Origin of the sequence: Achromobacter sp. LC458, assembly GCF_001005835.2 — a bacterium.
Taxonomy (GTDB): Bacteria; Pseudomonadota; Gammaproteobacteria; order Burkholderiales; family Burkholderiaceae_B; genus Achromobacter; species Achromobacter spanius_B.
On the sequence record NZ_LBHW02000037.1, the window covers coordinates 26467 to 52158 of the forward strand.

Consider the following 25692-nt stretch of genomic DNA (forward strand, 5'->3'; position numbering starts at 1 on the left):
GTTCTCTCGCCAATACCACCATGCAGAACCTTCCGACGTTCCCCTCTTTTCTTGCCGGCGGCGGCGAGATGGGCAGGAAGGTGGCTGACTTCGATTGGGCCGCCACGCCGCTTGGCCCCATCAGCGAATGGCCCACGGCGCTGCGTGTGGCGGCGGGCATGGTGCTGTCGTCCCGCTTTCCGTCATGCCTGGTCTGGGGCCGGGAACTCATCACCATCTACAACGACGCGTTCCGGCCCATCCTGGGCGCCAAGCCCGAGGCGCTGGGCCGCTCGTTCAGCGATGTCTGGAGCGAAGCCTGGGCCATGATCGGCCCCATTGCCGACCGCGCCTTCGCCGGCGAAGCCACCTTTATCGAAGATTACCCGCTGGTCATCGAACGATTCGACCAGGCCGAGGAAGCCGCCTTCACCTTCTGCTACAGCCCCGTTCGCGACGAAACCGGCGCGGTGGTCGGCATGATCGACACCGTGATCGAAACCACGTCGCGGGTACAGGCCGAACGCGCGCAGGCCGAAGCCCTGCGGCAAGCTGAAGACACCTTGCGCCAAAGCCAGAAGATGGAAGCCGTGGGCCAACTGGCCGGCGGACTGGCGCACGATTTCAACAATTTGCTGATGGGCATCGCGGGCAGCCTGGAGCTGATCAGCCTGCGGCTGGCGCAGCAACGGTTGGGCGAGCTTGAACGCCACATTGAAGTGGCGCAGCGTGGCACCGAACGGGCCGCCGCGCTGACGCACCGGCTGCTGGTGTTTTCGCGCAACCAGCCCCTGTCGCCGCAAGCGGTGGATGTGAACCACCTGGTGCGCGGCATGGAAGACTTGATCCGCCGCAGCGTGGGCCCCGGCATCGCGCTGGACCTGGCGTGCGAGCCCAAGCTGTGGGCCGCCTGGGTTGACCCGCACCAGTTTGAAAACGCGCTGCTGAACCTGTGCCTGAACGCGCGCGACGCCATGGAAGGGCAAGGCCGGCTGGGCATCGAAACGGCCAAGGTCACGCTGACCGAGCAGACCTCGCGCGAACGCGGGCTGCCCATGGGCGACTACCTGCGCCTGACGGTCACGGACACCGGCTGCGGCATGACGCCGCAAACCATGCAGCGCATTTTTGAACCGTTCTACACCACCAAGTCGCCCGGCCAGGGCACGGGGCTGGGCCTGTCGATGCTGTATGGCTTCGTGCGGCAATCCGGCGGTCAGGTGCAAGTCAATTCGCGGCCGGGCCAAGGCACGGCCATGAGCCTGTACTTCCCGCGTTTTGACGGGGCGCTGGCGCCCGTCGAAATGTCCGCGCGCCTGGAACCGCCGCGCGCCTCCACCGGCGCGACCGTGCTGGTCGCCGAGGACGACGTCTCGGTGCGCGCCGTGGTCGTGGAAACGCTGTCCGAACTGGGCTACGCCGTGATCCAGGCCAACGACGGTTCCAGCGCGTTGCGCGCGCTATCGGCGCCGGGCCAGATCGATCTGCTGATTTGCGACCTGGGCCTGCCCGGCCGCATGGACGGGCGCCAGGTGGTGGACGCCGGCCGAATGTTGCGGCCCGGCCTGAAGGTGCTTTTCATCACCGGTTCGGGTTCACAGACGCTGGCCGAATCCGGCGCTCCCACGCTGGCGAAACCTTTTGCGCTGGATGAGCTGGCGCGCAAGGTTCATGCATTGATGGGGGCCTAGCGCCGGCCGCCGGAGCGCCGGCCGCCGGATCGCCGGCCGCCAGTCCTGACCGGGTTCCCTTACAGCTTGGGCGCGTAGCGGAACGTCAGCATGACGTTGCGCGGCTGGCCGTAGTAGTTGTTGCTATTCAACGTGTTGTAGGACGGCACGTAGTATTTCTTGTCGAACACGTTATTGACGTTCAGGCCGATGCTCATTTCCGGCGTGGCCTGATAACCCACGCGCGCATTCCAGATGGTGAAGCCGGCCAGCTTGAAGGCGCGGTCCGAACTGACGGTGTCGGTCTGCGTGTTGACGCCCGCGCCCACGCTCAGGCGGTTCATCATGCCTGGCAGCTTGTAGTTGGCCCACAGGCGCAGCATGTGCTTGGGCGTCCACGTGTTGAAGACCTGACCCTTGTTGTCGGGGTCTTCCAGGTACTTGGTGGTGTTGTAGGTGTACCCCGCATACAGCTCCAGCCCGCGCAGCACTTCACCCGACACCTCTGCTTCCACGCCCTGACTGCGCACCTTGCCCGACGCGCGCGAGCAGTACCAGCCGTCGCACGCGAAGCCGGCAGCGTAATCGTTGACGGCGCGGTTCTTGTGGTCGTAGCGGAATAGCGCCAGCAGCGTGTTGATGCGGCCGTCCGCCAGTTCGCCCTTGATGCCGACTTCGTAGTTGTTGCCTTCGATGGGCTTGAGCAGGCTGCCTTCCTGCGTGCGCTGCGTCTGCGGTTCGAACACCGTGGTGTAGCTGGTGTAGGCGGACCAGTTATCCGTCAGCGAATAGACGATGCCGGCGTACGGGATGAATTTGCCGGATGTGCTGGATGTTGTGGTGCCGCCGCCGCCGCTGTAGGAATAGTCATACCAGCCGACGCGGCCGCCGCCGATCAGCGCCAGCGACTCGGTGGGCTTGACGCGCCAGGTGCCATAGATGCCCTTTTGGCGGATGTCGTAGCTGCTGCGCGAGTCATAGCCGCTGGCCGCCGCGATCGAATCGATGTCCTGCCAGGGGCGATGGTGGTCCAGGTCGAAGATATTGCCGTTCTCTTCCCACACCCGCGTGAAGCGGTCGTTCGTGGTCAGCTTGGAATAGTTGGCGCCCAGCACCACTTCCTGCTCCATGCCCAGCGCGTTGAAGCTGCCGCTGATGGACATGTCCGCGCCGCGCTGCTTGCTGTTGAAGTCCACGCCGAAATCGCCATACGACAAGCCACTGCCGTCGCGCTGCACGGCGTCGGCCACGCGCTGGTGCACCGTGGTGTTCTTTTCATTCATGGCCACGCCGGCAAGCTTGAAACGCCAGGCGTCGTTGAAGCGATGCGTGAGGTCGGCGTTGAAGATCGTCTGGTCGTTCTTGGCGCGGTTCCAGGTGGATCCCGTGAACGTCGAACGCGGCAGATCGATGGCGCCGCCGTCCTGGTAGCGCGGGTAGCCCACAATCATCGGACGCGAGCGGCTGTAGCGGTTGCTGATGCCGATGCCGACCGTGGTGTCCTCGGTCACGTCGACGTCCAACGCGGCGTACAGGTTGCGCGTCTTGTCCCACACGTAGTCGATATACGAATGGCTTTGGTCTTCGTCCACCACCACGCGGCCGCGCAGCGTGCCCGCGGCGTTCAGCGGCCCGCCCGCATCCAGCGTCAGGCCGTAGTGGTCCCACGAGCCGGCCTTGCCGGACAGCACCACCGACGGCTCGGCGTCGCCGCGCTTGCGCACCAGGTTGATCGCCCCGCCCGGGCTGCCCGCGCCTTGCAGCAGGCCGGCCGCGCCGCGCAGGATCTCCACGCGGTCGTAGAACACCAGCGAGTCCTGCTCCCAGTTGCCCAGGCTGTAGCTGTTGCGCAGCAGGGACACACCGTCGTATTGCAGCAGGTCGACCGGAAAGCCCCGCGAATTGATCGCCACGCCCGCCCCCACGCCTTGCACGCCGACCATGCCGGCTGTGTTGTTGATGGCGTCCGGCAGGCTGGTCATCACCTGGTCGTCCATGCGCTGGCGGGTCAACACGGTGATGGACTGCGGAATGTCCTTGAGCGCCTGTGTGGTTTTGCCGATGGTGACGGCGGGCGTGGTGTACGACCCCGTGCCGTCCGTCGTGGGGTTGTAGCTGCCCGTCACCGTCACGGGCGCCAGCGTTGCCGCCTGCCCGGCGGCCGGCGCGGGTTGCAGACGGTAGCCGCCGCCGGCGCGGCCCACGGCCTGCAAACCGGTGCCCGCCAGCAGTTCGGACAACGCCGTGTCCACGGCAAGCGTGCCAGACACGCCGCGTGTACGGGCGTTGGCGGTCAGCGCCGGGTCCGAGGCCACCATCACGCCCGCCTGCACGCCAAACGCGCCCAACGCCGTGCTTAACGGTCCGGCCGGTATGTTGAGGTTCACGGTGCGCGGCTTCGACGCCGACGCGTCCTGCGCGTCCTGCGCATACACCGCGGATGGCCACGGAGCCGCAAGCGCGATGGCGGGCAACGCCAGATGCAGGGCAACGCTGAGACGAGTGCGCGGCAAACGTTGGCGACGCGGCGTGGACAAGTGGGCGGCGGTGGCCACGCGGGCAGGACGAGAAGACATGAAGGGGGATTCCTGGCTCATGAAGGACGGGCGCAGCGTGCCGCGCGAGAGCGCGATGGGGCTGCTTTCCTTACATGACGCGCGGGAGGATGCGTTACGCCGTTCCGGTTACAACTTTCTATGCCAAGCCCACCGACACCCAATAACGGGTATAGCGGCGCACGCGCACGGGCAGCACGTCTTGCAGCATGTCCAGCACGCGCTCGGTGTCGGCCAGCGGAAACGCGCCAACCACGCGCAGCGCGGCCGCCTCGGTCGAGCAGGCCAGCCGACCCGGGCGATAGCGGCCAAGCTCTTGCAGGAACTGCGCCAGCGGCAGTTCGTCGGCGATCAGCATGCCGTGGGTCCAGGCCGATGCCGCCGCTTCAAGCGGGCGCGGCGCATAGCCGCCCGCCGTTGAAAATTCTGCCTGGTTGCCCGCCTGCACGCGACGCGGCGCATCGGCGGCGTTCAGGCTGCGCACATCGACCGCGCCTTGCAGCACCGCCACGCGCAGCGCGCGGCCATCGTCCAGATCGCGCACGACAAAGCGTGTGCCGACCGGCGTGAGGATGCCGCTGCGCGTGCGCACCTGAAACGGCCGGCCCTTTGCGTCTTGCGCCGTCGTCACCAGGATTTCGCCTTCGTGCAGCACGACCTCGCGCAAGGTCGCGGTGTAGCGCAGGTCCACCGCGCTGGCCGTGTTCAGTTCCAGCCGCGTGCCGTCGGGCAAAGTCAGCGCGCGGCGTTCGCCGGTGCCGGTGGAAAGGTCGGCCGTTATCCGGCGCACCGTGCCGGCCTCGCCCATGGCCCACGCGCCCAGCCCCACCCCCGCCGCCGTCACCATCCAGCGAATGGCGTTGCGGCGCGACTGGATCAAGGGCGCCTGGCGCAGCGTGTGGGCGGCCACATCATGGCCGGCCTGCGCCACGCCCGAGGCCACATCGCGCGTCAACGCGGTCAAGCGTTGCCAGGCCAGTTCATGCGCGGGCTGCGCGCGCCGCCATTGTTCGAAGCGCGCGCGGTCGGCATCGCTGGCGTCTTCGCGCAACCGCGTCCACCAGTCGGCCGCTTGCCGCAAGACCTTGGGATCGACACGCCCGGCCTCGGGCGCGTGCGGGCGCAGCAGCTTGGCGCCGTCCATCACGCCTCGGCTCATCCGTAGACCGTCGTGTAGCAATGCACCAATGCGCGCGCCAGCGACTTTTGCACGGCATTGGGCGTCAGGCCCAATTGCTGCGCGATCTCGGCATACGACAAGCCATCCACCTGCGCCATCAGGAAGATGCGGCGGCTGTTCATGGGCAGCGTGTCCAGCAGTTCGCAGAGTTGTTCCAGCGCTTCCAGGATCAGCGCACGATGCTCCACCGACGGTTCGACCGCCACGGGTTGCAGCGCCAGGGATTCGGCATAGGCGGCTTCGAGTGCGGCGCGGCGCGCACGCCCGATGACCAGGCGCGTGGCGATGGTGCGCAGATAGGCGCGCGGCTCGGACAAGGGTTCGCGCACATTGGCGCGGATCAGGCGTTCAAACGTATCGTGCGCCACATCCGCCGCGTCGCACGCATTGCCCAGCTTGCGCTGGAGCACATTGCGCAACCACTGGTGGTGAGCCTGGTAGACCGATTGCACTTCGGCGTGGGCCGCGAAGGAAGAGGATGGCATGGCGGAGCGCCCCGGCGTCGCCGCCAGATCCTAAACAAAATGAAAATGATTCGCAATTATAAATATCTTTGAATCGTTTTCAAGACGGGATTTGCCGGGGCCCCCGATCAGAACTTGGCGGTCAGGTTGACGAACACGCTGCGGGGTTCGCCGTAATACACCTGGCTGGCGACGCCGCCCATATAGTATTTTTTGTCGAACAGGTTGTTCACGTTCAACTGCGCCGACAAGGCCGAGCTGAAGTCGTAGCGCGCCATCAGGTTGTAGATGGCGTAGGCCTTCTGCTTGGCCGTCACGGTATCGTCGCCCGCGCTGACCTGGCTATAGGTCGAGATCTGCCAGTTGACGCCGCCGCCCACGGTCAGGCGGCTCCAGTCGCCCGGCAAGCGGTACGTGGTGAACAGCTTGGCCATGGCGCGTGGCCGTTCGGTGTTGACGGACACCCCTTCGGCATCGCGGCTGGTGTAGTACGTGCCGCCTGCGTAGGCGTTCCAGCCCGGCGCCAACTGGCCACTGACTTCCAGTTCCACGCCCTTGGTCGTGACGCCGTCGGCCGTGGTGTAGGCCTGGTCCATCGAGCCCGGCACCAGCGCGTCGCCATCCAGCACCGCCAGCTTGCTTTGCTTGACCTTGAACAGCGCAATCGACGTGTTCAAGCGGCCGTCCAGGTATTCGCCCTTGACGCCCACTTCGTAGTTCTTGCCTTGCACCGGGTCCAGGTAGTTGCCGTTGCGGTCGCGGTTATCCTGCGGCTGAAAGATGTCGGTGTAGCTGACGTAGGTGGAATACGTGTCGTTGATGTCGTAGACCACGCCCGCGTAGGGAATGAACTGCGAGTCCTTCTGGTCGCACGTGTCGGACTTGGATTCCCACGTGGCGTAGCGGCCGCCCGTGATGGCGGTCAGGCGGTCGGTCAGCGACCAGCGCGCCGCGGCGTACGCGCCCTGCTGATGCGTGACCGTGTCGCGCAACGTGGCGTCCGTCCAGGTCGGCTGCGCGAATGAACCGTCCCATTGATAGAAGTTGCCGGTGCTGGCCAGCGACGCGCTTTCAAATCCGTAGCGATAGAAGTCTTCGCCATAACGGCTGCGCATGGCGCCCACCACCACTTCGTGCTTGCGGCCCAGCAAAGTGAACGGCCCCTTGGCCTGCACATCCAGCGAGGTCTGGTCGGCGTACGAATTCCAGTAGCCCGGCAACGCGCGCAGGCCCGTGCCGGTTTCGCGGTCCAGGTCGCCATACAGGTACAGCAGCTTGGCGTCGTACTTGCTCTTGCGATGGGACCAGTCGGCGCGCACTTCCCAGTCGTTCTGGAAGCGGTGCGACAGCGTGGCGAACATGGTTTCGTTGGTGGTGTGCCAATACGTCCAGTCGGCCGCCGTGGTCTTGGAGCGCCGCCAGTTCGTGTCCGTGCCGTCGCTGAACACCACGGGCAGGCTGCCCCAGGTGGAGCCGCGCGGACGCTTGTCCTGATAGTCGGCCCCGATGCTCAAGGTGGTGTTGGGCGTGAGGTCGGCGTCGATCACGCCGTAGAACACCTTCTTGTTGGCGTGGTACAGGTCGATATAGGAATCGCGGCCCTGGTACACGGCGACCATGCGGGCGCGCACCGTGCCGGCTTCGTTTAACGGCGTGGACATATCCAGCGTGCCGCGATACTGGTTCCACGAGCCAAAGCCCGCGCTGACCGAACCGGTAAAGGTCTTGCTGTTGGCGTGCTTGCGCACCAGGTTGATGGAGGCGCCGGGATTGCCCGCGCCCGACATCAGGCCGGTGGCGCCGCGCACAACCTCAATGCGGTCATAGATGAAGGAATCGTTATCGGATTCGCCATACATGGACAGGCCGATAGTGGTGGGCACGCCGTCGTATTGCAGGCTGTCGATGTAGAACCCGCGCGACCAGAAATCGGTGCGGTCGGAATCCTCGCTGACCACCTGCACACCGACCACGTTGCCCATCACTTCGTCCAGCGACCGCAGGTTCTGGTCGTCGATGCGCTGGCGCGTCACCACGCTGACGGACTGCGGCGTTTCGCGCAGCGACAGCGTCAGCCCGGTTGCCGCCGCGGATGCGGGCGTGGTGTAGGAGCCCGTGCCTTCGGTTACGGCCGGGTCCGAATTGCCCAGCACGGTCACGGGCGCCAGGCTGGCCACGCCGCCATCACGCGTCAGGATGATGCTGTCGCCCTGCCAGCGGTACACCACGCCCGTACCTTGCAGCAAACCGCGCAGCGCTTCTTCGGGTGTCATGCTGCCGGAGAAACCACGGGTGGACAGGCCGGCCACCACGTCGGGCGCGTAGAACACGCGCACCTTGGTCTGCGCCGCCCATTGCAGCAGCGCATCGCCCAGCGGCTGGGCGCCGATGTTGATCGACACGCCGGCGTTCTGGGCGCGCACCGCGCCGGGCGCGGCGGCCAGACTCAAAGCCACACCCAGGGCCAGGCCCATGGCCAGCGTCAAGGAAGAAGGCGTGAAGCGCGGGGTGGCGCGGGCGCGGCGCGATGCCGGCAATGAATTTCGGTGTGCGAAGAAGGTCACGACTACCTGCTGTTTCGGTTCGACGAGGGGGGTGGCAAGGGCCGGGCTATGAAGCTCGGCCCAACGCCTTCCTTCGTAGAACGTTTCAAACGCAGATAAACCTGAATCTCATTCCCATTTATTTTGTAACGGCGCCCGCCGCGTCCGCCCGCGTGTAGATGTCGATGGGGCCGCCGGGGCGTGGCGCAAGGCGCACGGGCGCAATGGCAGGCAAGGCATCGATCAAGGCTTCGGGGCGGTCAAGCGGGAACGAGGCGGACACGCGCAAGCGCCCCACCTTGTCGTCGGCCAGGCGCAGCGGCGTGGCCAGATAGCGGTTCATGTCGCGCACGACGTCTGCCAGCGGCGCGTTCTTGAACACCACGCGCCCTTCCCGCCAGGCGGTCGCCCCCGACACGTCGGCGGGCGCGGGCACGCCGATGGCGCCGCTGCCGGGCACGCGGAGGCCATGGCCCGCGCGCAGCACGGCGCGGCCCAGGTTCCACCAATGCCCGCCCGACACCTGCACCGTGCCGGACTCCACCAGCACGGTCACCTGGTCGGCGTCGCGGCGTACGTCGAACACCGTGCCCGTTACGCGCACCACGCCGCTGCCGGCGTCCACGGTGAACGGGCGAGTGGCATCCGCCGCCACGGTAAAGGTGATTTCGCCGCTGTCCAACGCCACGTCACGGCGTTCGGCATACAGCTTGACCGTGGCGCGCGTGCCGCCGTTGATCTCAAGCACGGAACCGTCGGGCAGGCTCAGTTGGCGGCGTTCGCCGCGTTCGGTGCTGACCGTGGTGGTGAAGGACGGCGCGGGCACCGGCAGGTTCCACCACACGCCCAGCGCGACAACCACCGCGGCCGCACAGGCCAGCGCGACGCGCAGGGTCAAGAAGCGGTCAGGCCGTGGGAGGCGGGGCCGCGCCGGCACCGGGCCGCCCAACAGGGCATGCACCTGATCGCGCGGCAAGCCCGCCGCCGCCGCGCCCAGCTGCTGCATGCGGTCGAACTCGCGGGCGCGCTCGGGGTGGTCGCGCCGCCAGCGCGCAAACGCGCGCCGGTCACGTCGCGTGAGGTCACCCGAATGCCAGCGCGCGAACCACCACGCCGCGGTGGCGGCGTCGCGCGGATCATCGCGCGGATCATCGTGATCAGGGGTAGAAGACATCGTCATGGAGTGTATTCGCGCAGGCGGTCGCGGGCATGCTCGATGGCGCGCATGACATAGCGTTCGATCATGTTCTTGGACAGGCCCATGTGCTGGGCGACTTCCGCCTGGGTCCAGCCTTCGATGCGGTTCAGCACGAATGCCTGGCGGCACTTGGGCGGCAATTCCGCCAGCACTTTGGCCAGATCGTCGGCCAGGCGCGCGGCCCGCAACGGCGCATCGGGGTCTTGCACGATCAACTGATCGGCGTCGTTCAATTCGTCCAGCGGCACGTGTTCGGCGCGGTCCTGCCGCCGCCAACGATCGATCAAGCGATGGCTTGCCGCCTGGAACAGATACCCGCGCGCCTTCAGCGCCACGCTGGCGTCCGCCTTCAGCAAGCGTTCGACGGCGTCATGCGCCGCGTCTTCGGCGTCGTGCCGGTTGCCCGTGCGGCGGCTCCATACGCCCACCAGCTCGTCGTAATACGCGAGCCAGCCGGTGCGGGTCGGAGGTGAGCGGGACATGGGCCGAACGGATTACGCAGCAAAACAGGGTGGCGAATTTTACAAATAATTCTCATTATCGCAACTGCTGTTTTTAGCGCCCGGCCAGATGCGGCGCTTTTTGCCGCTAGTAATCCATGGGGATATGCGCCTGCGCCGCGCGCAGTTCCTGGATGTGGCGTTCGGCCTCTTGCCGTTCAGCCGCCGGCGGCAATGGCCGCCAACCCACCATGTTGCCCGGTGTTTTCACGGGCATCCAACCCAGCACGCTGTATAGCGAAATGGCGGTATCGCCCGTGTCCAGGCGCGTTTCGTAATAGCCCTGCCGATCCGGCGCGGTGTCGCCGGACGTCCAATCCAACTGCGACATCCATGTCTCCTTGTGCAAGCCTCTTGGGCAAGCGCGCCGCCCGCGTGCGGCCTTCGCTTGCCTGATCGTAAAACGGGCGTTGTACGCCGGTGCGCCGGTGCGCCGATGCGTCTACCTTGCGCCCGCTTTGCAATTCTTGACAGAGGGGAATCCCTAGGATGCCGGCCGCGCTGCGCGTTACTTGATGCCGATGAACGGCAGCGCGGCACCGGGTACCTGCGTGGCCGGCAGCACGCCGTCCCACTTTTCAACAGCGTTCAGGCTGACCAGGTTGGTGTTGGCGGCCAGCGCTTCGGCCTTGGCGCGGATGGACGCGGCTTCGGCGTCGCCGCGCATGCGGATGCCGTCGGCTTCAGCGGTGAACTGCTGGCGGCGTGCATCGGCTTCGGCCTTGGCCTTCACCACCTGGATCTCGGCGTTGATCATCGCCGTTTCCTTTTGCTGGCGCGTCGTTTCAATCTGCACCTGCGCCAACATGCGCTGTTCAATCGAATGCTCGTAGGCTTGCGAGAAACCCACTTCTTCGATCTGCACGCCCACCACTTGCACCGGCGCGCCTTCCATCGTCTTGAGCACCGCGTTGTTCACATCCAGGCCCAGCTTCTGGCGTTCCTGAATGGCGCGCACGGCGGTGTACTGGCCGAACACGTTCTTCACGGCGTCGGGCGTCTTGCGTTCCAGCACGCGCATCTGCAAATTGTTGATGGTGCCGTATTCCGAATACAGCTCGGCCACGTGCTCGGGCGGCACGCGGTACGTGACCGACACGCGCAAGTGCGCGGGCTGTTGGTCGTACGAATACGCTTCCAGCTTTTCAAACACGAACGTGTGGTCGCGCACCGACACGGTCATCACGTTGTCGATGAACGGCGTCTTGAAGTCCAGACCCGGTTCCGACACGCGCACCAGCTTGCCGTTACGCAGCACCACGCCGCGCTCGCCCTGGTCCACCTGAAACCACGAACCGAACGCCAGGAACAGGATCAGGAAAAACAGAATCACGGCCCCTGCGGCGACCTTAATGTTGCGCGGCTTAACCGCGCCGATCGTCTTGACCATCTGGATATCCGTCGGCTTCACTTTGAGTCCCTGTCTGATTTTGTACGTTTACGGTCCGAGAACACGGCCGCGATGCCACGAGCGAGCAAATAGGCGACCACGGCCGCCCCCACCAAGATCAGGAAATAACGCATCGCGAGCCCCCCCCGGGAAAGAAGCACCGGATTCTATCCCGTGATCGGAACCGAATCCGCATTCAAAGGGCCGCCATTGTTGCCAGACATTTCTGAACGTTGCCAGGCATGCAAATGGGGCGGTTTTCAGGCGCCGTAATGCCGTAAACCCAGCCGCGACAAGGCATCGGGATAGTCCCAGAACGCGTGGTCCAGGCTGTCCATTTCCTGCTGCTCGGCCTCGGTCATCGCGCCGTAGATGTCGTTCAATTCGATGACTTCGGGCGACGCCTCAAAGCGGTCGATCAGGCCGCGCATGCGCGACAGCACGGCCAGCATGTGCGTGGCGCCCAGCTTCTTTAACGCCTGCAACGCCAGCTGGCACGTGGGGTCGCCCCAGTTGCACAGAAACTGCATGAAGCCGCCATTGTTGATGTCGGCCTCCATGCGCCACAGCGCCACCAGTTCCTGTTCGATCTGCGGCAAGCGCTCAAGCGTCCAGTCGGCCGCCTGCAACGCGGCCAGCGCTTTTTCATAGCGCTGGTCCCACAGGATGTCGTACACGTTCAGCATGCCTCGCGGCGCGGGTTCCCACAGCCGCGGCCACACCAGGCCGTGGCCGTCGTCGACCAATTGCCATTGCAGGCGTTCGTCTGGCGTCGCCTTCTCAAGACGGATGTAGCGCTTGATGGGTTCAGACAGCGTCTGGCCATTGGCCAGCGTCAATTGCAGATGCGTGGGCGTGAAGGCAAGGGCCGCGATGCGGTAGTCGGGCATTGGCGAATCGGGCATTGGCGAATCGGGCATTGGCGAATCGGGCATTGGCGAATCGGGCATTGGCGAATCGGGCGTCGGCAAATCAGAAGTCGGCATGGCGGCATGTGGCGGGGAAAACGACAGGCAAAGTACTGGAACGCCGTGGCGCTGTCGAGGCACGCGCTTTCCCGTCGCATCAGGCGGCAGACTGTTACGCCATCGGTCATCGGGCATCTGCTACCGTGGCATTTCGCCCCGCCGGCATTGCGCCCGGCGCTGAAAGACGGAGACCCGAATGCCACGTCCTTCCGAGTCCACCCCCTTGATCGGCGTGATCCCCCCGTATGTGCTGGACCGCCTGGCGCAGCATACCGACGCCCGCGTCAGCATGCCCGCCGTCAAGACGTTGATCATCGACCAGCAGCAGCGCAGCCTGCGCGACATGGCTACGCAACCGCCCCGCGCCACGCTTGCGCCAAACGCGCCGCCCTCTCGCCCAGGCGCGCCGCAGCGCGCCATTCACGATGCGCACAACGACACCACGCTACCGGGCACGCTGGTGCGCACCGAAGGCCGGCCCGCCAGCGGCGACGTGGCGGTGGACGAAGCCTATGCGCATCTGGGCGCCACCTACAAACTCTTCTGGGACGTCTACAAACGCCACTCCATCGACGGCCACGGGCTGCCGCTGGTGGGCACCGTGCATTACGGCGAAGACTACGACAACGCCTTCTGGAACGGCGCGCAGATGGTGTTTGGCGATGGCGACGGCGAAGTCTTCAACCGCTTCACCGCCGCCGTCGACATCATCGGGCACGAGCTGGCGCACGGCGTCATCGATTCCGAGGCCGCCCTGCTCTATCAAGGCCAGTCCGGCGCGCTGAACGAATCGTTGTGCGACGTCTTTGGCGCGCTGGTCAAGCAATACGCCCTGGGGCAAACGGCGCGGCAGGCCGATTGGCTGGTGGGCGCCGGGCTCTTCACCGAAAAGATCAACGCCCGCGCGCTGCGTTCAATGTCGGAACCGGGCAGCGCGTACGACGACCCGGCGCTGGGCCGCGACCCGCAACCCGCGCACATGCGCGACTACGTCGATACGCCGCGCGACAACGGCGGCGTCCACATCAATTCCGGCATACCCAACCGCGCGTTCTTCCTGGCGGCCACCGCGCTGGATGGCCCCGCGTGGAAAGGCGCGGGCGGCGTCTGGTACGACACCTTGTGCGACAAGCGGCTGCGCCACGACGCCGATTTCAAAACCTTTGCCGCGTTGACGGTGACGGTCGCCGCCGAACGCTTTGACGCCGCCGTGCAGCGCGCCGTGGCGCAAGCCTGGGCGACCGTAGGAGTCCTGACATGATCGAACTGCCTTCCTTGGACCTGGCGCTGCTGGTGCGGCTGACGCGTGAAGGCGGCGTGGCCTACCTGCCCGCGCTGACGCAGCCGCGCAGTATCAACCTGGCCACCTGCCCGCCCGGCGTGCGCCAGGAAGTGTGCGACACCTTGCAACGCGCGGCGCCGCTGGCCGTGCCCGAATACGGGCAGGCGGGCGGCGACCAGCGCTACTTTCATATCGAAATCGTGCTGGACCGCGACGAAGACTCGGCGGTGACGTTCGATGTGCCGGAAGCCCAGGCGCCCGACACGCTGGTGCAACTATGGAAGACGCACGCCCAGCCGCTTGACTGACGCGCCAGCGCCATCACGCATCACGGCGCCGGCTGGGACCGGGGCATGCCGGCGCGGTAGCCGCCGATCTGAATGGCGCGGCCCGCGTACGTGCCGATGATAGCCATGGCCACGCACAGCGCCGCGCAAACGCCCAACGCCACGCCCCAGCCGCCCAGGCGGTCGTGCGTGGCGCCCACCAGCGCGGGGCCGGTGGCGGCGAACAGATAGCCGACGCATTGCGCCATGCCCGACAAGGCAGCCGCCTGCTGCGCATGACTGGCGCGCAGGCCCACGAAGGCCAGGCCCAGAATGATGCCGCCGCCCGTACCCAGGCCCAGCAACACGATCCACAACGTGGCCCAGTGCGGCGCGGCGATCAGCCCGGCAAACGCCACGAACGATGCGGCAGCCGAGCAGAACGCGGCCGCGCGCTGATCCTTCATGCGCCGCACGACGGGCGCCAGGAACAGGGCCGGACCCGCCGACATCAGTTGCAGCAGCCCATGCAATGACCCCGCGCGTTCGGCGGAATAGCCCGCGTCGCGCAAGATGGCGGGCAGCCAGCTCACGCCCACATAGAACACGAAAGAATTGATGCCCAGATACAGCGTGACCTGCCACGCCAGCGGCGAATGCCACAGCCGCCCACCGTGCGGGGCGTGCGCGGTGGTGGACGCGGGCGCGGTATGCCCGCCCAATTGCGGCAACCACAACAGCAAGCCCAGCAGCGGCACCACGAACAGGCACAGCGTTGAAAAGCGCCAGCCATCGGCCGACAGATTGGCCAGGGGAATGGCGACGGCCGACGCCGCGCCCGCCGCGATGCTCATCGTCAACACATAGGCCGACGTCAGGCCGGCCACGCGTTGCGGGAAGTCGCGCTTGACCAGGCTGGGCAGCAGTACATTGCCAATGGCGATGCCCGCGCCGATGATGGCCGTGCCCGCATACAAGCCCCAGGCCGCGCCATACGGACGCACCAGGATGCCGGCGCAAATCAGCAACAGCGCGCCGAACAGCGTGCGCTCCAGTCCGAAGCGGCGGGCCAGCGCCGCCGAGAACAGCGACACCACGGCGAATGCCAGCAGCGGCAAGGTGATCAACATGCCGGCAGCCGTGGACGACAGGCCCAACTGTTCGCGGATCATGCCAATCAGCGGCGGAACACCGGTAATGGGCGCGCGCAGCGCCATGGCAATGCAGAGGATGCCCAGGATGAGCCAGGCCGCGCGGCGGCCGGCGGGGGGAAATGCAGAGGGAATTTTCATCATGCCGACAGCTTATCCACACGCAAGCCTGCCGAATTTCGAGACAATGACAAGCTATCCTTCATTCCTGCCAAAGCGATCCGGGCGGTGTGGTCCGGGCGGTGTGGTCCGGCCAAGCCGGGTTTAACGACCCCTGTCACCCTCACCGCGCCGCCTGCCATGCGACTGAACCTGCCAGCCCCCTTCGACCTCGACTCGCCCACCCAGTGCACCTTCGCCATGCCGGTGGACCCGGCGGACCGGGACGACGAATCCCCCACCCATCGCCACCCCATGGGCCAGTTGGTGCTGGCGCTGCGAGGCGGCGTCACCTGTTCCGTGCCGCAAGGGCTGTGGATGGTGCCGCCGCAGTGCGCCGTGTGGATACCGGGCGGCATGTCGCATAGCAATCGCGTCACGGCCAACGGACTTGTGTACTTTCTGTTTGTGCCGGCCGATGTTGCCGGCCTGCCGACCAACTGCTGCACCCTGACGATCACGCCGCTGCTGCGCGAGCTGATCGTGCACCTGTCCGCGCAACCCGCCGCCGATCTGGACGCGCCCGTCAACCGCCAGCTGTCGGACGTGCTGATCGAGCAGTTGCGGCGCATGCCGGCCGAGCATCTGCACTTGCCGCTATCCGACCACCCTCGCCTGCGCGACATCGCCAGCGCGCTGAACGCCGACCCGTCCGACCGCAGCACCGTCGCGCAGTGGGGCAAGCGCGTCGCCATGAGCGAACGCACGCTGGCGCGGCTGGTGCAGCAGGAAGTCGGCATGAGCTTTGGGCGCTGGCGCCGGCAGCTGCACATCATCCTGGCGCTGCAACGCCTGTCGGCGGGCGTGTCGGTGCAGCGCACCGCCGATGACCTGGGCTACGAATCGGTCAGCGCCTTCATCACGATGTTCAAGAAAACGCTGGGCAAGACGCCCGCGCGCTACTTCGCGGACAAGTCGGCGGGTCCGGCGGCGGGGTGACGATGCGCCGCTGTTACCTCGGCTTGGGACCTGCCACGATGAACAGGCGCGGAAACGGCAGCAGCACGGTGCCATCGGCCAGCGCGGGGTAAGCCTCGGCAATCAAGGCCTGATAGCGCGCCAGGAAGCTGGCCTGTTCCGCGGCGTCCAGCTTGTCCAGGTACGGACGCAGCGCGGTGCCCTTGAACCATTCCACCACCGCCGCCGCGCCTGCCAGCGGATGGTGATAAGTGGTGCGCCACACATCCAGCACGCCGCAATGCGGCTTCAGCAATTCGTAGTACCAGGCGGCGCTGTGACGCGGCGGGTGCTTCACGTTGCCCGTCTTCGCCGCCCACGGCGCTTCGCCCGCCACCTGGCGCGCGAGGCGATGTGCGGGTTCTTCCATGTTGTCAGGCGTTTGCACGGCCAGCAGGCCGCCCGGCGCCAGCTTGCCCACCAGGCGCGGATACAGCGTGGCGTGGTCGGGCACCCATTGCAGCGCGGCGTTCGCCAGGATGACGTCGTATTGCTCGGGGGGATTCCAGGTGGCGATGTCGGCCAGGTCGAATTGCAGGGCGGGCAAGCGCTTGCGCGCGGCATCCACCATGTCTTGCGAGCTGTCCATGCCGGTAACGACGGCGTCGGGGTAGCGCTGGGCCAGCACCTCGGTGGAATTGCCCGGGCCGCAACCCAGGTCCACCGCCCGTTGCACCGCCTGGTCAGGCAGGGCGGCGACCAGATCGCGCACGGGGCGGGTGCGTTCGTTTTCAAACGCGGAATATTGCTTGGCGGACCAACTGTTGTTGCTCATGGCGGCTCCTGGTAGCGGCATAACGGCGCATAACGCGTCCATAACGTTCACATACGGCCGACTCTACGCCCGGGAACGCCATATTACAAATAGGGAAATTTGCAGATTTTCATATCGGCGACGTATCGCAACGACGAAAAAAACCCGCCGGGCTAACCGGCGGGTTTTTGCTGGAACGGCGCGATTACTGCGTCGACATCGTGTCCGAGCGGGTTTTCCACAAGGAGAACAACACGCCGCCCAGGATCAGGCTGAACGTCACGCCCAGCGATACTGCCGCCGGCACCTTGCCGATGAAGCCGACCAGGAAAATCTTCGTGCCGATAAACACCAGAACCAGGGCCAACGCGTACTTCAGGTAATGGAAGCGATGGATCATGGCGGCCAGGGCAAAGTACAACGCACGCAAGCCCAGGATGGCGAAAATGTTGCTGGTGTAGACAATGAACGGGTCGGTCGTGATGGCGAAAATGGCAGGCACCGAATCCACCGCGAACACCAGGTCAACGAACTCGATCAGTACCAGGGCCAAGAGCAGCGGCGTGGCATAACGCACCTTCTTGGACGTGGCCGGATCCGTCTCGGTCACCATGAACGCATTGCCGCGCAGGCCTTCCGTGACACGCATGTGGCGCTTCAGGAACTTCAGGATCGGGTTGGTGGCGATGTCCGGCGTCTGGTCGGCAATCATCCACATCTTGATGCCCGTGAACACCAGGAACGCGCCGAACAAATACAGCAGCCAACCAAAATTACTGACCAGCGCGGCGCCCAGGCCAATCATGATGGCGCGCAACACGATCACGCCCAGGATGCCCCAGAACAACACGCGATGCTGGTACTGGCGCGGAATCGCGAAGAAGCTGAAGATCAGCGCAATCACGAACACGTTATCCATGGACAACGATTTTTCGATCATGAAGCCCGTGTAATAGGCCATGCCGCTGGTCGCGCCCATTTGCCACCACACCCAGCCGCCGAACAGCAGCGCCGCGGTGATGTAGCCGGCCGACAACAGCAGGCTTTCACGCACACCGATCTCGCGGTCTTCCTTGTGCAGCACGCCCAGGTCAAAGGCCAGCAGGCTGACGACGATGCCAACGAACAGCAACCAGCTCCAGGTCGGTGTCCCTAAAAAATCGTTGGTGAAGAATGTGATCAAAGTGTCCATGATTGCCCCGCTGTGTTCGAAGGTGCCCATCATCCGGATATGAGACCAACCGAGAAATCAGCCTGAAAGTGAGTTAAGGTTCGAAAAAACCGAAGAGTCCAAGCGCATGCTGAATTACCGTCACCTGTATTACTTCTGGATGGTCGCCAAGGAAGGCGGCTTTTCGCGCGCCGCCGAACGGCTCGACATGGCCATCCAGACCATCAGCGCGCAGGTGCGCGAACTGGAAAAAAACCTGGGCCACCAACTGCTCAAACCGGCCGGCCGGGGGGTGGCGCTGACGGACGCCGGCAAGGCCGCCTTCGCGCGCGCCGAAGAAATCTTCCAGATCGGCCATACCTTGCCGCAGGAAGTGCGCGCGGCCGCCACCAAGCCGGTCATCCGGCTGTCGGTCGGCCTGTCGGACGGCATTTCCAAGCTTGCCGCGCACGCGCTGCTGGGCCCGGTGCTGGAAACGCCCGACCTGCGGCTGACCTGCCACGAAGGCGAAGTTCAAGAGCTGCTGGGCGAACTGGCCCAACACCATCTGGACCTGGTGCTGGCCGGCCAGGGCGCACCCGCCAACCCCAACCTGCGCCTGACCAGCGATCGGCTGGTGTCTTCGCCCGTGGACTGGTACGGCCCGGCCCGCCTGGTGCGCAAGGCCGACACGCTGGACTTTCCGCGCTGCCTGGCGCGGCTGCCCGTGCTGCTGCCCACCGGCCATTCCGTGCTGCGCCAGACGCTGGACCGCTGGTTCAGCGAACAGGGCGTGCTGCCCAACGTCGTCGGCGAATTCGAAGACAGCGCGCTGATGTCGGTGTTTGCCGCGCGCGGCCTGGGCGTGTTCCCGCTAAGCCGCCTGGGCGGCGATGACATCGGCCTGCTGCGCGGACTGCGTCCGCTGGCCCGCTGCGACGATGTCCATGAAGAAATCCACGCCATTCGCAATCGGCGCGGCCAGCATCATCCGCTGGTCCAGGCGGTGCTGGCGCATGCCAAGACTTCGGTTTTTTCGTAATGTTTGTCACACGCACTCTGGTTTTTTAGAAATAGAATCCGCTTTATCGTGGCCCCTCTTTTGAATCGGAGTACCACTGCAATGAAGAAAATCATCTGGCTCACCTTCGCCGTCCTGGCCGCGCTTTGGACGGGGCTGGTGGCGCTGACCCTGCAACTGACCGACTGGGTGTTGGCCACCATCGCCACCGCGCAGGTGCCGGGCACGGCGCTGGACACGTCCCAATGGGTGGCGCCGGCGTGGGCGGCGGGCTGGCTGGACCCGGCCTGGTTGCAGACGCTGCAAGGCGGTCTGGTGTGGGCCGCGCAGGGCCTGAACCAGGTCTTGCCCGTGGCGGGCAGCCTGGGCACGCTGATCGCGGTGGTCGGCTGGATCTTCTGGGGCTTCATCATCGCCGGCCTGCTGGTGTTGGCGTTGATCCTGCACTGGCTCGCGGGCAAGCGTCAGCAAGCCAATGCGGCCCAAAGCCGTCAAGTGGTGTAATAAGCGCGGCAACGCGCCGCCCGGCACGCTGCCTTTCATGAGGAGCGTGCCGTGCCCACCCGATCGGTCCCACCCGTCTCACCCTCGAACAAGCCAGGCCTGCCTGGCTTGTCCGCCTGGTTGGCCGTGGTTTGCCTGCTGCCAGCCGTGGCGCTGGCCGACGCCGCCGCGCCGCCCAAGCCGAACCCGCTGGGCGTGGACGTCTGCATCACCACCGGCACCTCGGGCCAATACAGCGTGCGCGTGCGCAATGTGGGCGATGCCCCGCTGGTGCGCGTGGATGTCTCCGGCGTGCGCCTGGACGCGGCGGGCCACGCGACCGAGCCGCTCAATCTCAGCCTGGCCGACATCGCGCCCGGCAAATACAAAACCGCCATCCTGGCGCGGCACGACGAATCGGCCGCGCTGGACCGCATCGTCACCTACACCCTGGTCGACGGCAAACCCAAGCCGCAACACGAGCTGTTCGCGGGCAAGGTGGCCCACGTATCGCCGGGCTCGGCCCTGCAATACACCTTGGCGCCACTGGCCGTGCGCGGTTGGACGGTGGCATATGGGTCGCCCGCCTCGGCGCGGCTGGAAGCCGGCAGCGCGGTGATCCTGGGCTATCCGGTCAGGCAAAGCGGCAAGCCGGCCACGCGCCCCGAAGCGGGCCGCTCTCCGTCGGCGGTGGTGTCGCTGGCGCCGTGCAAGGCGTCTTGATCAGGCGTGGTGATCAGGCGTCTTGATCAGGTGCCGCTGAGCAGGTCGCGCTCGTTCAGCAGCGCGTAGACAATTTCCGGTTTGTTGTCGAAGCCGCGCCGGATGGCGGCGGGCAGCGCGGTGCGCGTCTTGCGGCACAGCCCGGGCGCCTCTTGCAGCTGGATAGAGATCCCGCGTGACGTACGCACCTCGTTATCGCTGGGCGTGATGACGATCACGATGCCCAGCTGCGCCTGGATACGTCCCTGCATGGCACGCAGGTCTTCCAGGCTGGTGATGTTTTCCAGGCGCGCGACCAGGCGTTTCTCTTCTTCCTTGGTCAGCCGCAGGATGCGGATATCGGCCGCCGGGTCCGCCAACAGCGCGTCGCGGTCGCACATACAGGCGCCCGGCGGACATTCTTGGCGGATGGGAAAGGCAACTTTCATGGCGGACAGGCACGCGTGGGCCGATAAGACCGGCAGCAACTCCAGACGGTCAATTCTACTCAAGATGGCAAGCCGGCTTGCGCCGCGCGGTGATCGTTTTCCCGCACGGTGCTGCGGTATATTCCCCCCCTTGTTCCAGGTGGGGAGAGGCGAGTGAAACGGATTTTGCTGGCGGCCTCACTGGCCACGATGGCGGTACAGCCGCAGGCCGGGGCCTGGGCACAGACCCAGGTTCAGGACCAAACGCATACCCAGCCTCAGATTCTTGCCCAGGCCGCGTCCGCGACTTCTTCCCCGGCCGCCCGGCAAGACTATCCCATTGTCATCCAGCCCGGGCTGGCGGCCGTGATCACCCTGGGCAATGGCGATACGCAGCAAGCGAGCGTACGCGTGGGCGACGGCCCCCTCCAGCCGCTGGCGACCTTCGATGACGACACCGTGGACCAGGTGCAGGCCGTGGACATCAACCACGACGGCTACCGCGACCTGATCCTGGGGCAAAGCGGCGGCAGCACGCAGCTTTTCGCCCGCCTGTTCCTGTACCAGCCGGATCGCCGCGGCTACCAGGAAATTGCCCACCCCGACAACGCCAGCCCCTGCAAAGGCTTCGTCAACCCGGTCATTGACGACAAGCAGCCTGTGATTCACGTGGCCTGCCGCTACGGCGCCGCCAGCAATGGCTTTGAAGACTACGTGCTGCGCCCCGACGGCACCCTGCGCGCCACATCGTGGGGCACCCAGGCGCTGTTCGCGCTGGAGAGCGAGGCTGCCGAACTGACCTACCGTTTTCGCGAAGACGGCGCCATCGACCGCATCGACATCGAGGGCGAAGGATCGCCGCTGGAGGGCGGCACGGTGCCGGTCAGCCGGCTGGACCTGTACGACACGCCGGACGTCAACGCCCGGCCCGGCACGACCGCCGCTGAAGGCGAACACCTGGACGTCGTCGCGCTGCGCCCGCCCGACTGGCTGCAAGTGCGCTACGCCGACAAGACGGCGGGCACGGTGCTGAAATGGGTGCGCTACGGCGATCTGCGCGTCGACAAGCATCGGCTGGCAACGCCGTCGCCGAAAGACAGGCTGACGCTTGAGCTTGCCGACACGCTGGCCGATTGGAATGGCGAAGACGGCGGGCAGTTCATGGTCAGCGTGGCCAACCATGGCGACGGGCCCGTTGCCCTGAACGCGCCGCGCGTGTGGCTGCTTTTGACCAACGCGCAGGGCGAGCGCATCGTGCACCCGCTGTACCAACGTGAGGGCGACACGCTGCACCCCGCCAACCCGCTGGGCTTGGCGCGCGACCCGGTCGTGTGGGCTGCCGGTGAAGATGGAAAACCGACTTATCAGGTGAACGACAACGGCTATAGCAGCGTGCCGTTCCTGCCCGTGCTTGCGCCCGGCAAGTACCGCGCCGCCGCCGTCCTGACCGACCCGGGCAATCTTGCCGCGCCCATCGTGTCCAACGACGTCCGCTTTGATTACCCGTTGCCGAAACTGTCGCCCGCCGCGCAGTAGCCGCGCGTTCATCATCCACCACACAGCGTCCCGACTCGTGACCTTTCCTCGCGCTGATCGCGGCCATTCGGGCGATAAGCCGGCCCCGGCTTCGGACCGGACTTCGAAGCCGGCAATGCGCCGCCGCGCCGGCCGCGTGGCCGTCTTATTGCTTGCCGTCGTTCTGCTTGCCACCGTTCTGCTGGCCGCCGCCCTGGCCGCAACCGGCCTGCTGACGGGCCTGTCCACCCAAGCCCGCCCCGCCGACGTCGCCATCGTGCTGGGCAACACCGTGCTGCCCAACGGCCAGCCCTCGCCACGGCTAGCGGCCCGACTGGATCGCGCCTATGACTGCTACGCGGCCAAGCAATGCCACACCCTGTTCGTCAGCGGTGGCATAGACCCGGCCGGGGCCGACGAGGCCGCCGTGATGCGCGGCTACCTGTTGGCACGCGGCGTGCCCGGCGACCGCATCGTGACGGACAGCGCGGGAAACAATTCCTGGGCCACCGCGCGCCATGCCGGCGCCTACATGCGCGAACACGGCTATACCCGCGCGCTGGTCGTGACGCAGTATTTCCACGTCCCCCGCACCATGCTGGCCTTGCGCCGCCATGGCGTGGCGGACGTCAGCGGCGGCTATCCGCGCTTCTTCGAATGGCGCGATATTTATTCCCTATTTCGAGAACTGCCGGCCGTGGCGTGGTATGCGCTGCGCCCGCTATAGTGACAACCGCCACCTGTCATTGCCCGCCATTCAAGGACCGACCCCGTGCTGATTTTCCACAACCCCGTCCACGACCAACACGCCGGTCGCCACGAAATGTTCCGGGGCAAGCTGGTGCCCTGCCACGAAACGCCGGCCCGGCTGACCTTTGTGCTGGACGCGCTGCGCCAGCGTGGCATCGGCGAACTGCGTGCGCCGTCCGCGCCCGACATGGAGCTGATCAAGCGCGTGCACACGCCGCGCTACGTGGATTTTCTAGCCCGAGCCTGGCAAGACTGGGTGGCGCTGGATCCGGCCAACGCGGACATCGACATCCTGCCTTCCGTCTGGCCGGTGCGCGGCTTTCGCCACGACATCGAACCGACCAATTTCGCCGCCCGCGTCGGGCTGTTTTCGTTTGATAGCGGGTGCCCGTTGACGGCGGGCACCTGGGTGGCGGCCACCGCCGGTGCGGCTTGCGCCATCGACGCCGCGCGCGCCGTCACCCCCGCTGGCGGCCCGCGTGCCGCCATGGCCTTGACGCGCCCGCCCGGCCACCATGCCGGCGCTGATTTCTTCGGCGGTTACTGCTTCCTGAACAACGCCGCACTGGCCGCGCAAGCCCTGCGCGAAGCGGGCGCCGCGCGCGTGGCGATTCTGGATGTGGACTACCACCACGGCAACGGCACGCAAAGCATCTTCTACGAACGCGGCGACGTGTTGACGGTGTCGATCCATGGCGACCCAACCACCGAATACCCCTTCTTTCTGGGCTATGCCGACGAAGCAGGCGAAGGCTCGGGCTTTGGGGCCAACCTGAATTTGCCGCTGCCCGCGGGCACCGACTTCGCCACCTGGACGCAAGCGCTGCAACAAGGGCTGGCCGCCGTGCAAGCGTTCAAGGCCGACGCGGTCGTGGTCGCGCTAGGCGTGGACACCTACGAAGGTGATCCGATCTCGACATTCAAGCTGAAAAGCGCGGACTATCTGGCCGTCGGGCAGGCGCTGGCCAGCCTGGGCCTGCCAACCGTTTTCACGATGGAAGGCGGCTATGCCGTGGCCGACGTAGGCATCAACGTGGCGAACGTGCTGGAAGGATTCGGGGGCTGAAAAAAGCCCCCGGCCGAAGGATCAATCCCGCGTTTCCAGCACCTTGTTGATGCGCAATGCCAGCAAGGTGCATGCCGCGCCCGACAGCAGGTAGACGCTGACGGCCACCAGGCCGAAGCGGGCCGACAAGCCCAGCGCAACCACCGGCGCGAATGCCGCGCCGACCAGCCACGCCATGTCCGACGTAAGCGCCGCGCCCGTGTAGCGGAAGCGGCGCGTGAAGTTGGCCGTGACGGTGCCGGACGCCTGTCCATACGACAAGCCCAGCAACGCGAAGCCGATCAGGATGAAGGCGTCCTGCCCCACCGGCCCGCCGCCCAGCAGCCACGGCGCGAACAGTGCAAAGATGCCGATCGCCACCGCCAGCATGCCCAGCGTGGTGCGCCGGCCGATGCGGTCGGCCAACCAGCCGGAAGCCACCGTGCCCAGGATGCCCAGCACCGCGCCAAAGATCTGCACAATCAGCACGTCGGTAATCTGTTGCGTGGCGCTGATCGCAATCCACGACAGCGGGAACACGGTGACAAGGTGGAACAGCGCATAGCTGGCCAGCGCCGCGAACGCGCCGATGAACAGGTTGTAGCCTTGTGAACGCAGCATCTCGGTAATGCTGATGGGTTCCAGTTCGCCTTCTTCAAGCAGCTGCGTGTATTCCTCGGTGACGACCAGGCGCAGCCGCGCGAACAGCGCCACCACGTTGATGGCGAACGCCACGAAGAACGGATAGCGCCAGCCCCATTCGATGAAGTCGGCCTGCGTCAGCGTGACGTGCAAATACAGGAACAACGCGCTGGCGACCAGGAAGCCGACCGGTGCGCCCAACTGCCCCATCATCGAATACCAGCCACGCCGATTGGGCGGCGCGTTCAACGCCAGCAACGACGGCAACCCATCCCATGAGCCACCGAACGCCAACCCTTGCAGGCAGCGAAATACGGCAAGCAAGGTGATGGCGTGCGCGCCGATGGTTTCGTAGCTGGGCAGAAACGCCATGCCTACCGTGGCCGTGCCCAACACAAACAGCGCAACCGTCAATTTTGTGGCGCGGCCCCAACGCCGCTGCACCGCCATCGACAGCGCCGTGCCGATGGGCCGCATGATGAACGCAAACGAGAAGATCACGAAGGACCACAGCGTGCCTTCAAGCGGTGCTTCAAAGGGGAAGAAGACTCGGGGAAAGACCAGCACGCAAGCGATGCCGAACACGAAAAAATCGAAGTATTCGGATGCGCGCCCCACCACCACGCCGACGGCGATTTCGCCAGGAGCCACCTTGGCATGGCTGGCCCCGCCGGACGGTGCCCCCGGGCCGGGAACGGAAGGGGCATGACCGGGATACTGCGTGGAGGTCGACATGGATGTGCTCACTGTAGGAAGTTCGAAACCGCCTTGTCTACGATCTTGCAACATGCCAGTGCAACGCAACGTTGCTGCCCGCCAAGCCGCGCCCGCATTGGGATAGCGCCCTGCCGCACACGCCTTGCCGCGCACACTTTTGTTCTTTTTACCCTAGATTTTTCGCGGCTTCCAGCGTAGTGTTGCGTTTACCTCCCACGGTTAC

24 protein-coding genes are annotated in these 25692 nt (G+C 65.9%); 10 read left to right on the forward strand and 14 right to left on the reverse strand.

What is annotated here, in order from left to right:
* Positions 1 to 20: 20 nt before the first annotated feature.
* Entirely contained in the window at positions 21 to 1670 is a 1650-nt protein-coding gene (locus tag YH64_RS23815) for an ATP-binding protein (RefSeq protein ID WP_255444701.1), read from the forward strand.
* Positions 1671 to 1729: 59 nt separating this feature from the next.
* On the opposite strand, the gene YH64_RS23820 is transcribed toward YH64_RS23815, so the two are convergent.
* The 9 genes from YH64_RS23820 to YH64_RS23860 all read right to left on the reverse strand — a co-directional run bounded on the left by YH64_RS23820 (position 1730) and on the right by YH64_RS23860 (position 12384).
* Positions 1730 to 4225 carry a TonB-dependent siderophore receptor gene (locus YH64_RS23820; protein WP_046806771.1) on the reverse strand — a complete coding sequence of 832 codons (2496 nt, stop codon included), beginning with the start codon at positions 4223 to 4225 and terminating at the stop codon, positions 1730 to 1732.
* A 118-nt stretch (positions 4226 to 4343) separates the two neighbouring features.
* Positions 4344 to 5363, reverse strand: a complete 1020-nt coding sequence (locus tag YH64_RS23825; protein WP_255444702.1) for a FecR domain-containing protein — start codon at positions 5361 to 5363, stop codon at positions 4344 to 4346.
* Positions 5360 to 5869, reverse strand: coding sequence for a sigma-70 family RNA polymerase sigma factor (locus tag YH64_RS23830; protein WP_046806773.1), 510 nt, complete (start codon positions 5867 to 5869; stop codon positions 5360 to 5362). Before YH64_RS23830 ends, YH64_RS23825 begins: the two co-directional genes overlap by 4 nt.
* 107 nt (positions 5870 to 5976) lie before the next feature.
* Positions 5977 to 8322 carry a ferric-rhodotorulic acid/ferric-coprogen receptor FhuE gene (fhuE, locus tag YH64_RS23835; protein ID WP_370512774.1) on the reverse strand — a complete coding sequence of 782 codons (2346 nt, stop codon included), beginning with the start codon at positions 8320 to 8322 and terminating at the stop codon, positions 5977 to 5979.
* Positions 8323 to 8530: 208 nt separating this feature from the next.
* Positions 8531 to 9571, reverse strand: coding sequence for a FecR domain-containing protein (locus tag YH64_RS23840; RefSeq protein WP_046806775.1), 1041 nt, complete (start codon positions 9569 to 9571; stop codon positions 8531 to 8533).
* Complete coding sequence (locus YH64_RS23845; protein ID WP_046806776.1) at positions 9568 to 10071, reverse strand: RNA polymerase sigma factor; 504 nt, start codon at positions 10069 to 10071, stop codon at positions 9568 to 9570. The genes YH64_RS23840 and YH64_RS23845 overlap by 4 nt, the downstream gene beginning before the upstream one ends.
* Before the next feature lie 106 nt (positions 10072 to 10177).
* A complete protein-coding gene (locus YH64_RS23850) occupies positions 10178 to 10420 on the reverse strand; it encodes a hypothetical protein (protein ID WP_046806777.1) in 243 nt (80 codons plus the stop codon).
* 177 nt (positions 10421 to 10597) lie between these two features.
* Entirely contained in the window at positions 10598 to 11479 is an 882-nt protein-coding gene (locus YH64_RS23855; RefSeq protein ID WP_046806778.1) for a prohibitin family protein, read from the reverse strand.
* Positions 11480 to 11739: 260 nt separating this feature from the next.
* A complete protein-coding gene (locus YH64_RS23860; RefSeq protein ID WP_255444704.1) occupies positions 11740 to 12384 on the reverse strand; it encodes a DUF4375 domain-containing protein in 645 nt (214 codons plus the stop codon).
* A 259-nt stretch (positions 12385 to 12643) separates the two neighbouring features.
* Here YH64_RS23860 and YH64_RS23870 point away from each other — a divergent pair, with 259 nt between their 5' ends.
* Positions 12644 to 13708 (forward strand): M4 family metallopeptidase, encoded by a 1065-nt coding sequence (locus YH64_RS23870; protein ID WP_046806780.1) that lies wholly within the window; start codon positions 12644 to 12646, stop codon positions 13706 to 13708.
* Positions 13705 to 14037, forward strand: coding sequence for a protealysin inhibitor emfourin (locus tag YH64_RS23875; protein WP_046806781.1), 333 nt, complete (start codon positions 13705 to 13707; stop codon positions 14035 to 14037). Before YH64_RS23870 ends, YH64_RS23875 begins: the two co-directional genes overlap by 4 nt.
* 20 nt (positions 14038 to 14057) lie before the next feature.
* Here the strand turns inward: YH64_RS23875 and YH64_RS23880 are convergent, their stop codons facing one another.
* On the reverse strand, positions 14058 to 15287 hold the full coding sequence (locus tag YH64_RS23880; protein WP_143215512.1) for an MFS transporter: 1230 nt from the start codon (positions 15285 to 15287) through the stop codon (positions 14058 to 14060).
* A 159-nt stretch (positions 15288 to 15446) separates the two neighbouring features.
* Between YH64_RS23880 and YH64_RS23885 the strand changes: the two genes are divergently transcribed.
* Positions 15447 to 16244, forward strand: coding sequence for a helix-turn-helix domain-containing protein (locus YH64_RS23885; RefSeq protein WP_046806783.1), 798 nt, complete (start codon positions 15447 to 15449; stop codon positions 16242 to 16244).
* Positions 16245 to 16257: 13 nt separating this feature from the next.
* On the opposite strand, the gene tam is transcribed toward YH64_RS23885, so the two are convergent.
* Together tam and YH64_RS23895 are read right to left on the reverse strand one after the other, a co-directional pair.
* Complete coding sequence (tam, locus tag YH64_RS23890) at positions 16258 to 17037, reverse strand: trans-aconitate 2-methyltransferase (RefSeq protein ID WP_046806784.1); 780 nt, start codon at positions 17035 to 17037, stop codon at positions 16258 to 16260.
* A 184-nt stretch (positions 17038 to 17221) separates the two neighbouring features.
* Positions 17222 to 18208, reverse strand: coding sequence for a TerC family protein (locus tag YH64_RS23895; protein ID WP_046806807.1), 987 nt, complete (start codon positions 18206 to 18208; stop codon positions 17222 to 17224).
* Positions 18209 to 18314: 106 nt separating this feature from the next.
* On the opposite strand from YH64_RS23895, the gene YH64_RS23900 reads away from it, so the two are divergent.
* The 3 genes from YH64_RS23900 to YH64_RS23910 all read left to right on the forward strand — a co-directional run bounded on the left by YH64_RS23900 (position 18315) and on the right by YH64_RS23910 (position 20393).
* Positions 18315 to 19208 (forward strand): LysR substrate-binding domain-containing protein, encoded by an 894-nt coding sequence (locus YH64_RS23900; protein ID WP_046806785.1) that lies wholly within the window; start codon positions 18315 to 18317, stop codon positions 19206 to 19208.
* A gap of 81 nt (positions 19209 to 19289) precedes the next feature.
* Entirely contained in the window at positions 19290 to 19691 is a 402-nt protein-coding gene (locus YH64_RS23905; RefSeq protein WP_046806786.1) for a hypothetical protein, read from the forward strand.
* Between the two features lie 51 nt (positions 19692 to 19742).
* A complete protein-coding gene (locus YH64_RS23910) occupies positions 19743 to 20393 on the forward strand; it encodes a hypothetical protein (RefSeq protein WP_370512773.1) in 651 nt (216 codons plus the stop codon).
* 26 nt (positions 20394 to 20419) lie between these two features.
* Here the strand turns inward: YH64_RS23910 and YH64_RS23915 are convergent, their stop codons facing one another.
* Complete coding sequence (locus YH64_RS23915; protein ID WP_046806808.1) at positions 20420 to 20821, reverse strand: hypothetical protein; 402 nt, start codon at positions 20819 to 20821, stop codon at positions 20420 to 20422.
* Between the two features lie 153 nt (positions 20822 to 20974).
* Here YH64_RS23915 and YH64_RS23920 point away from each other — a divergent pair, with 153 nt between their 5' ends.
* The 3 genes from YH64_RS23920 (at position 20975) to YH64_RS23930 (ending at position 24131) form a co-directional block, all read left to right on the forward strand.
* On the forward strand, positions 20975 to 22336 hold the full coding sequence (locus tag YH64_RS23920) for an SH3 domain-containing protein (RefSeq protein WP_255444707.1): 1362 nt from the start codon (positions 20975 to 20977) through the stop codon (positions 22334 to 22336).
* 115 nt (positions 22337 to 22451) lie between these two features.
* Positions 22452 to 23042 carry a YdcF family protein gene (locus tag YH64_RS23925; RefSeq protein WP_046806788.1) on the forward strand — a complete coding sequence of 197 codons (591 nt, stop codon included), beginning with the start codon at positions 22452 to 22454 and terminating at the stop codon, positions 23040 to 23042.
* Between the two features lie 45 nt (positions 23043 to 23087).
* On the forward strand, positions 23088 to 24131 hold the full coding sequence (locus YH64_RS23930) for a histone deacetylase family protein (RefSeq protein ID WP_046806789.1): 1044 nt from the start codon (positions 23088 to 23090) through the stop codon (positions 24129 to 24131).
* Between the two features lie 21 nt (positions 24132 to 24152).
* Here the strand turns inward: YH64_RS23930 and YH64_RS23935 are convergent, their stop codons facing one another.
* On the reverse strand, positions 24153 to 25487 hold the full coding sequence (locus tag YH64_RS23935) for an MFS transporter (protein WP_046806790.1): 1335 nt from the start codon (positions 25485 to 25487) through the stop codon (positions 24153 to 24155).
* Between the last annotated feature and the right edge of the window lie 205 nt (positions 25488 to 25692).

Excerpts from the sequence above, each read along its gene's own strand:
- YH64_RS23815 (WP_255444701.1), top strand. The coding sequence starts at position 21 with ATGCAGAACCTTCCGACGTTCCCCTCTTTTCTTGCCGGCGGCGGCGAG.
- YH64_RS23820 (WP_046806771.1), bottom strand. The coding sequence starts at position 4,225 with ATGTCTTCTCGTCCTGCCCGCGTGGCCACCGCCGCCCACTTGTCCACG.
- YH64_RS23825 (WP_255444702.1), bottom strand. The coding sequence starts at position 5,363 with ATGAGCCGAGGCGTGATGGACGGCGCCAAGCTGCTGCGCCCGCACGCG.
- YH64_RS23830 (WP_046806773.1), bottom strand. The coding sequence starts at position 5,869 with ATGCCATCCTCTTCCTTCGCGGCCCACGCCGAAGTGCAATCGGTCTAC.
- fhuE (WP_370512774.1), bottom strand. The coding sequence starts at position 8,322 with ATGGGCCTGGCCCTGGGTGTGGCTTTGAGTCTGGCCGCCGCGCCCGGC.
- YH64_RS23840 (WP_046806775.1), bottom strand. The coding sequence starts at position 9,571 with ATGACGATGTCTTCTACCCCTGATCACGATGATCCGCGCGATGATCCG.
- YH64_RS23845 (WP_046806776.1), bottom strand. The coding sequence starts at position 10,071 with ATGTCCCGCTCACCTCCGACCCGCACCGGCTGGCTCGCGTATTACGAC.
- YH64_RS23850 (WP_046806777.1), bottom strand. The coding sequence starts at position 10,420 with ATGTCGCAGTTGGATTGGACGTCCGGCGACACCGCGCCGGATCGGCAG.
- YH64_RS23855 (WP_046806778.1), bottom strand. The coding sequence starts at position 11,479 with ATGGTCAAGACGATCGGCGCGGTTAAGCCGCGCAACATTAAGGTCGCC.
- YH64_RS23860 (WP_255444704.1), bottom strand. The coding sequence starts at position 12,384 with ATGCCCGATTCGCCAATGCCCGACTACCGCATCGCGGCCCTTGCCTTC.
- YH64_RS23870 (WP_046806780.1), top strand. The coding sequence starts at position 12,644 with ATGCCACGTCCTTCCGAGTCCACCCCCTTGATCGGCGTGATCCCCCCG.
- YH64_RS23875 (WP_046806781.1), top strand. The coding sequence starts at position 13,705 with ATGATCGAACTGCCTTCCTTGGACCTGGCGCTGCTGGTGCGGCTGACG.
- YH64_RS23880 (WP_143215512.1), bottom strand. The coding sequence starts at position 15,287 with ATGAAAATTCCCTCTGCATTTCCCCCCGCCGGCCGCCGCGCGGCCTGG.
- YH64_RS23885 (WP_046806783.1), top strand. The coding sequence starts at position 15,447 with ATGCGACTGAACCTGCCAGCCCCCTTCGACCTCGACTCGCCCACCCAG.
- tam (WP_046806784.1), bottom strand. The coding sequence starts at position 17,037 with ATGAGCAACAACAGTTGGTCCGCCAAGCAATATTCCGCGTTTGAAAAC.
- YH64_RS23895 (WP_046806807.1), bottom strand. The coding sequence starts at position 18,208 with ATGGACACTTTGATCACATTCTTCACCAACGATTTTTTAGGGACACCG.
- YH64_RS23900 (WP_046806785.1), top strand. The coding sequence starts at position 18,315 with ATGCTGAATTACCGTCACCTGTATTACTTCTGGATGGTCGCCAAGGAA.
- YH64_RS23905 (WP_046806786.1), top strand. The coding sequence starts at position 19,290 with ATGAAGAAAATCATCTGGCTCACCTTCGCCGTCCTGGCCGCGCTTTGG.
- YH64_RS23915 (WP_046806808.1), bottom strand. The coding sequence starts at position 20,821 with ATGAAAGTTGCCTTTCCCATCCGCCAAGAATGTCCGCCGGGCGCCTGT.
- YH64_RS23925 (WP_046806788.1), top strand. The coding sequence starts at position 22,452 with ATGCGCCGCCGCGCCGGCCGCGTGGCCGTCTTATTGCTTGCCGTCGTT.
- YH64_RS23935 (WP_046806790.1), bottom strand. The coding sequence starts at position 25,487 with ATGTCGACCTCCACGCAGTATCCCGGTCATGCCCCTTCCGTTCCCGGC.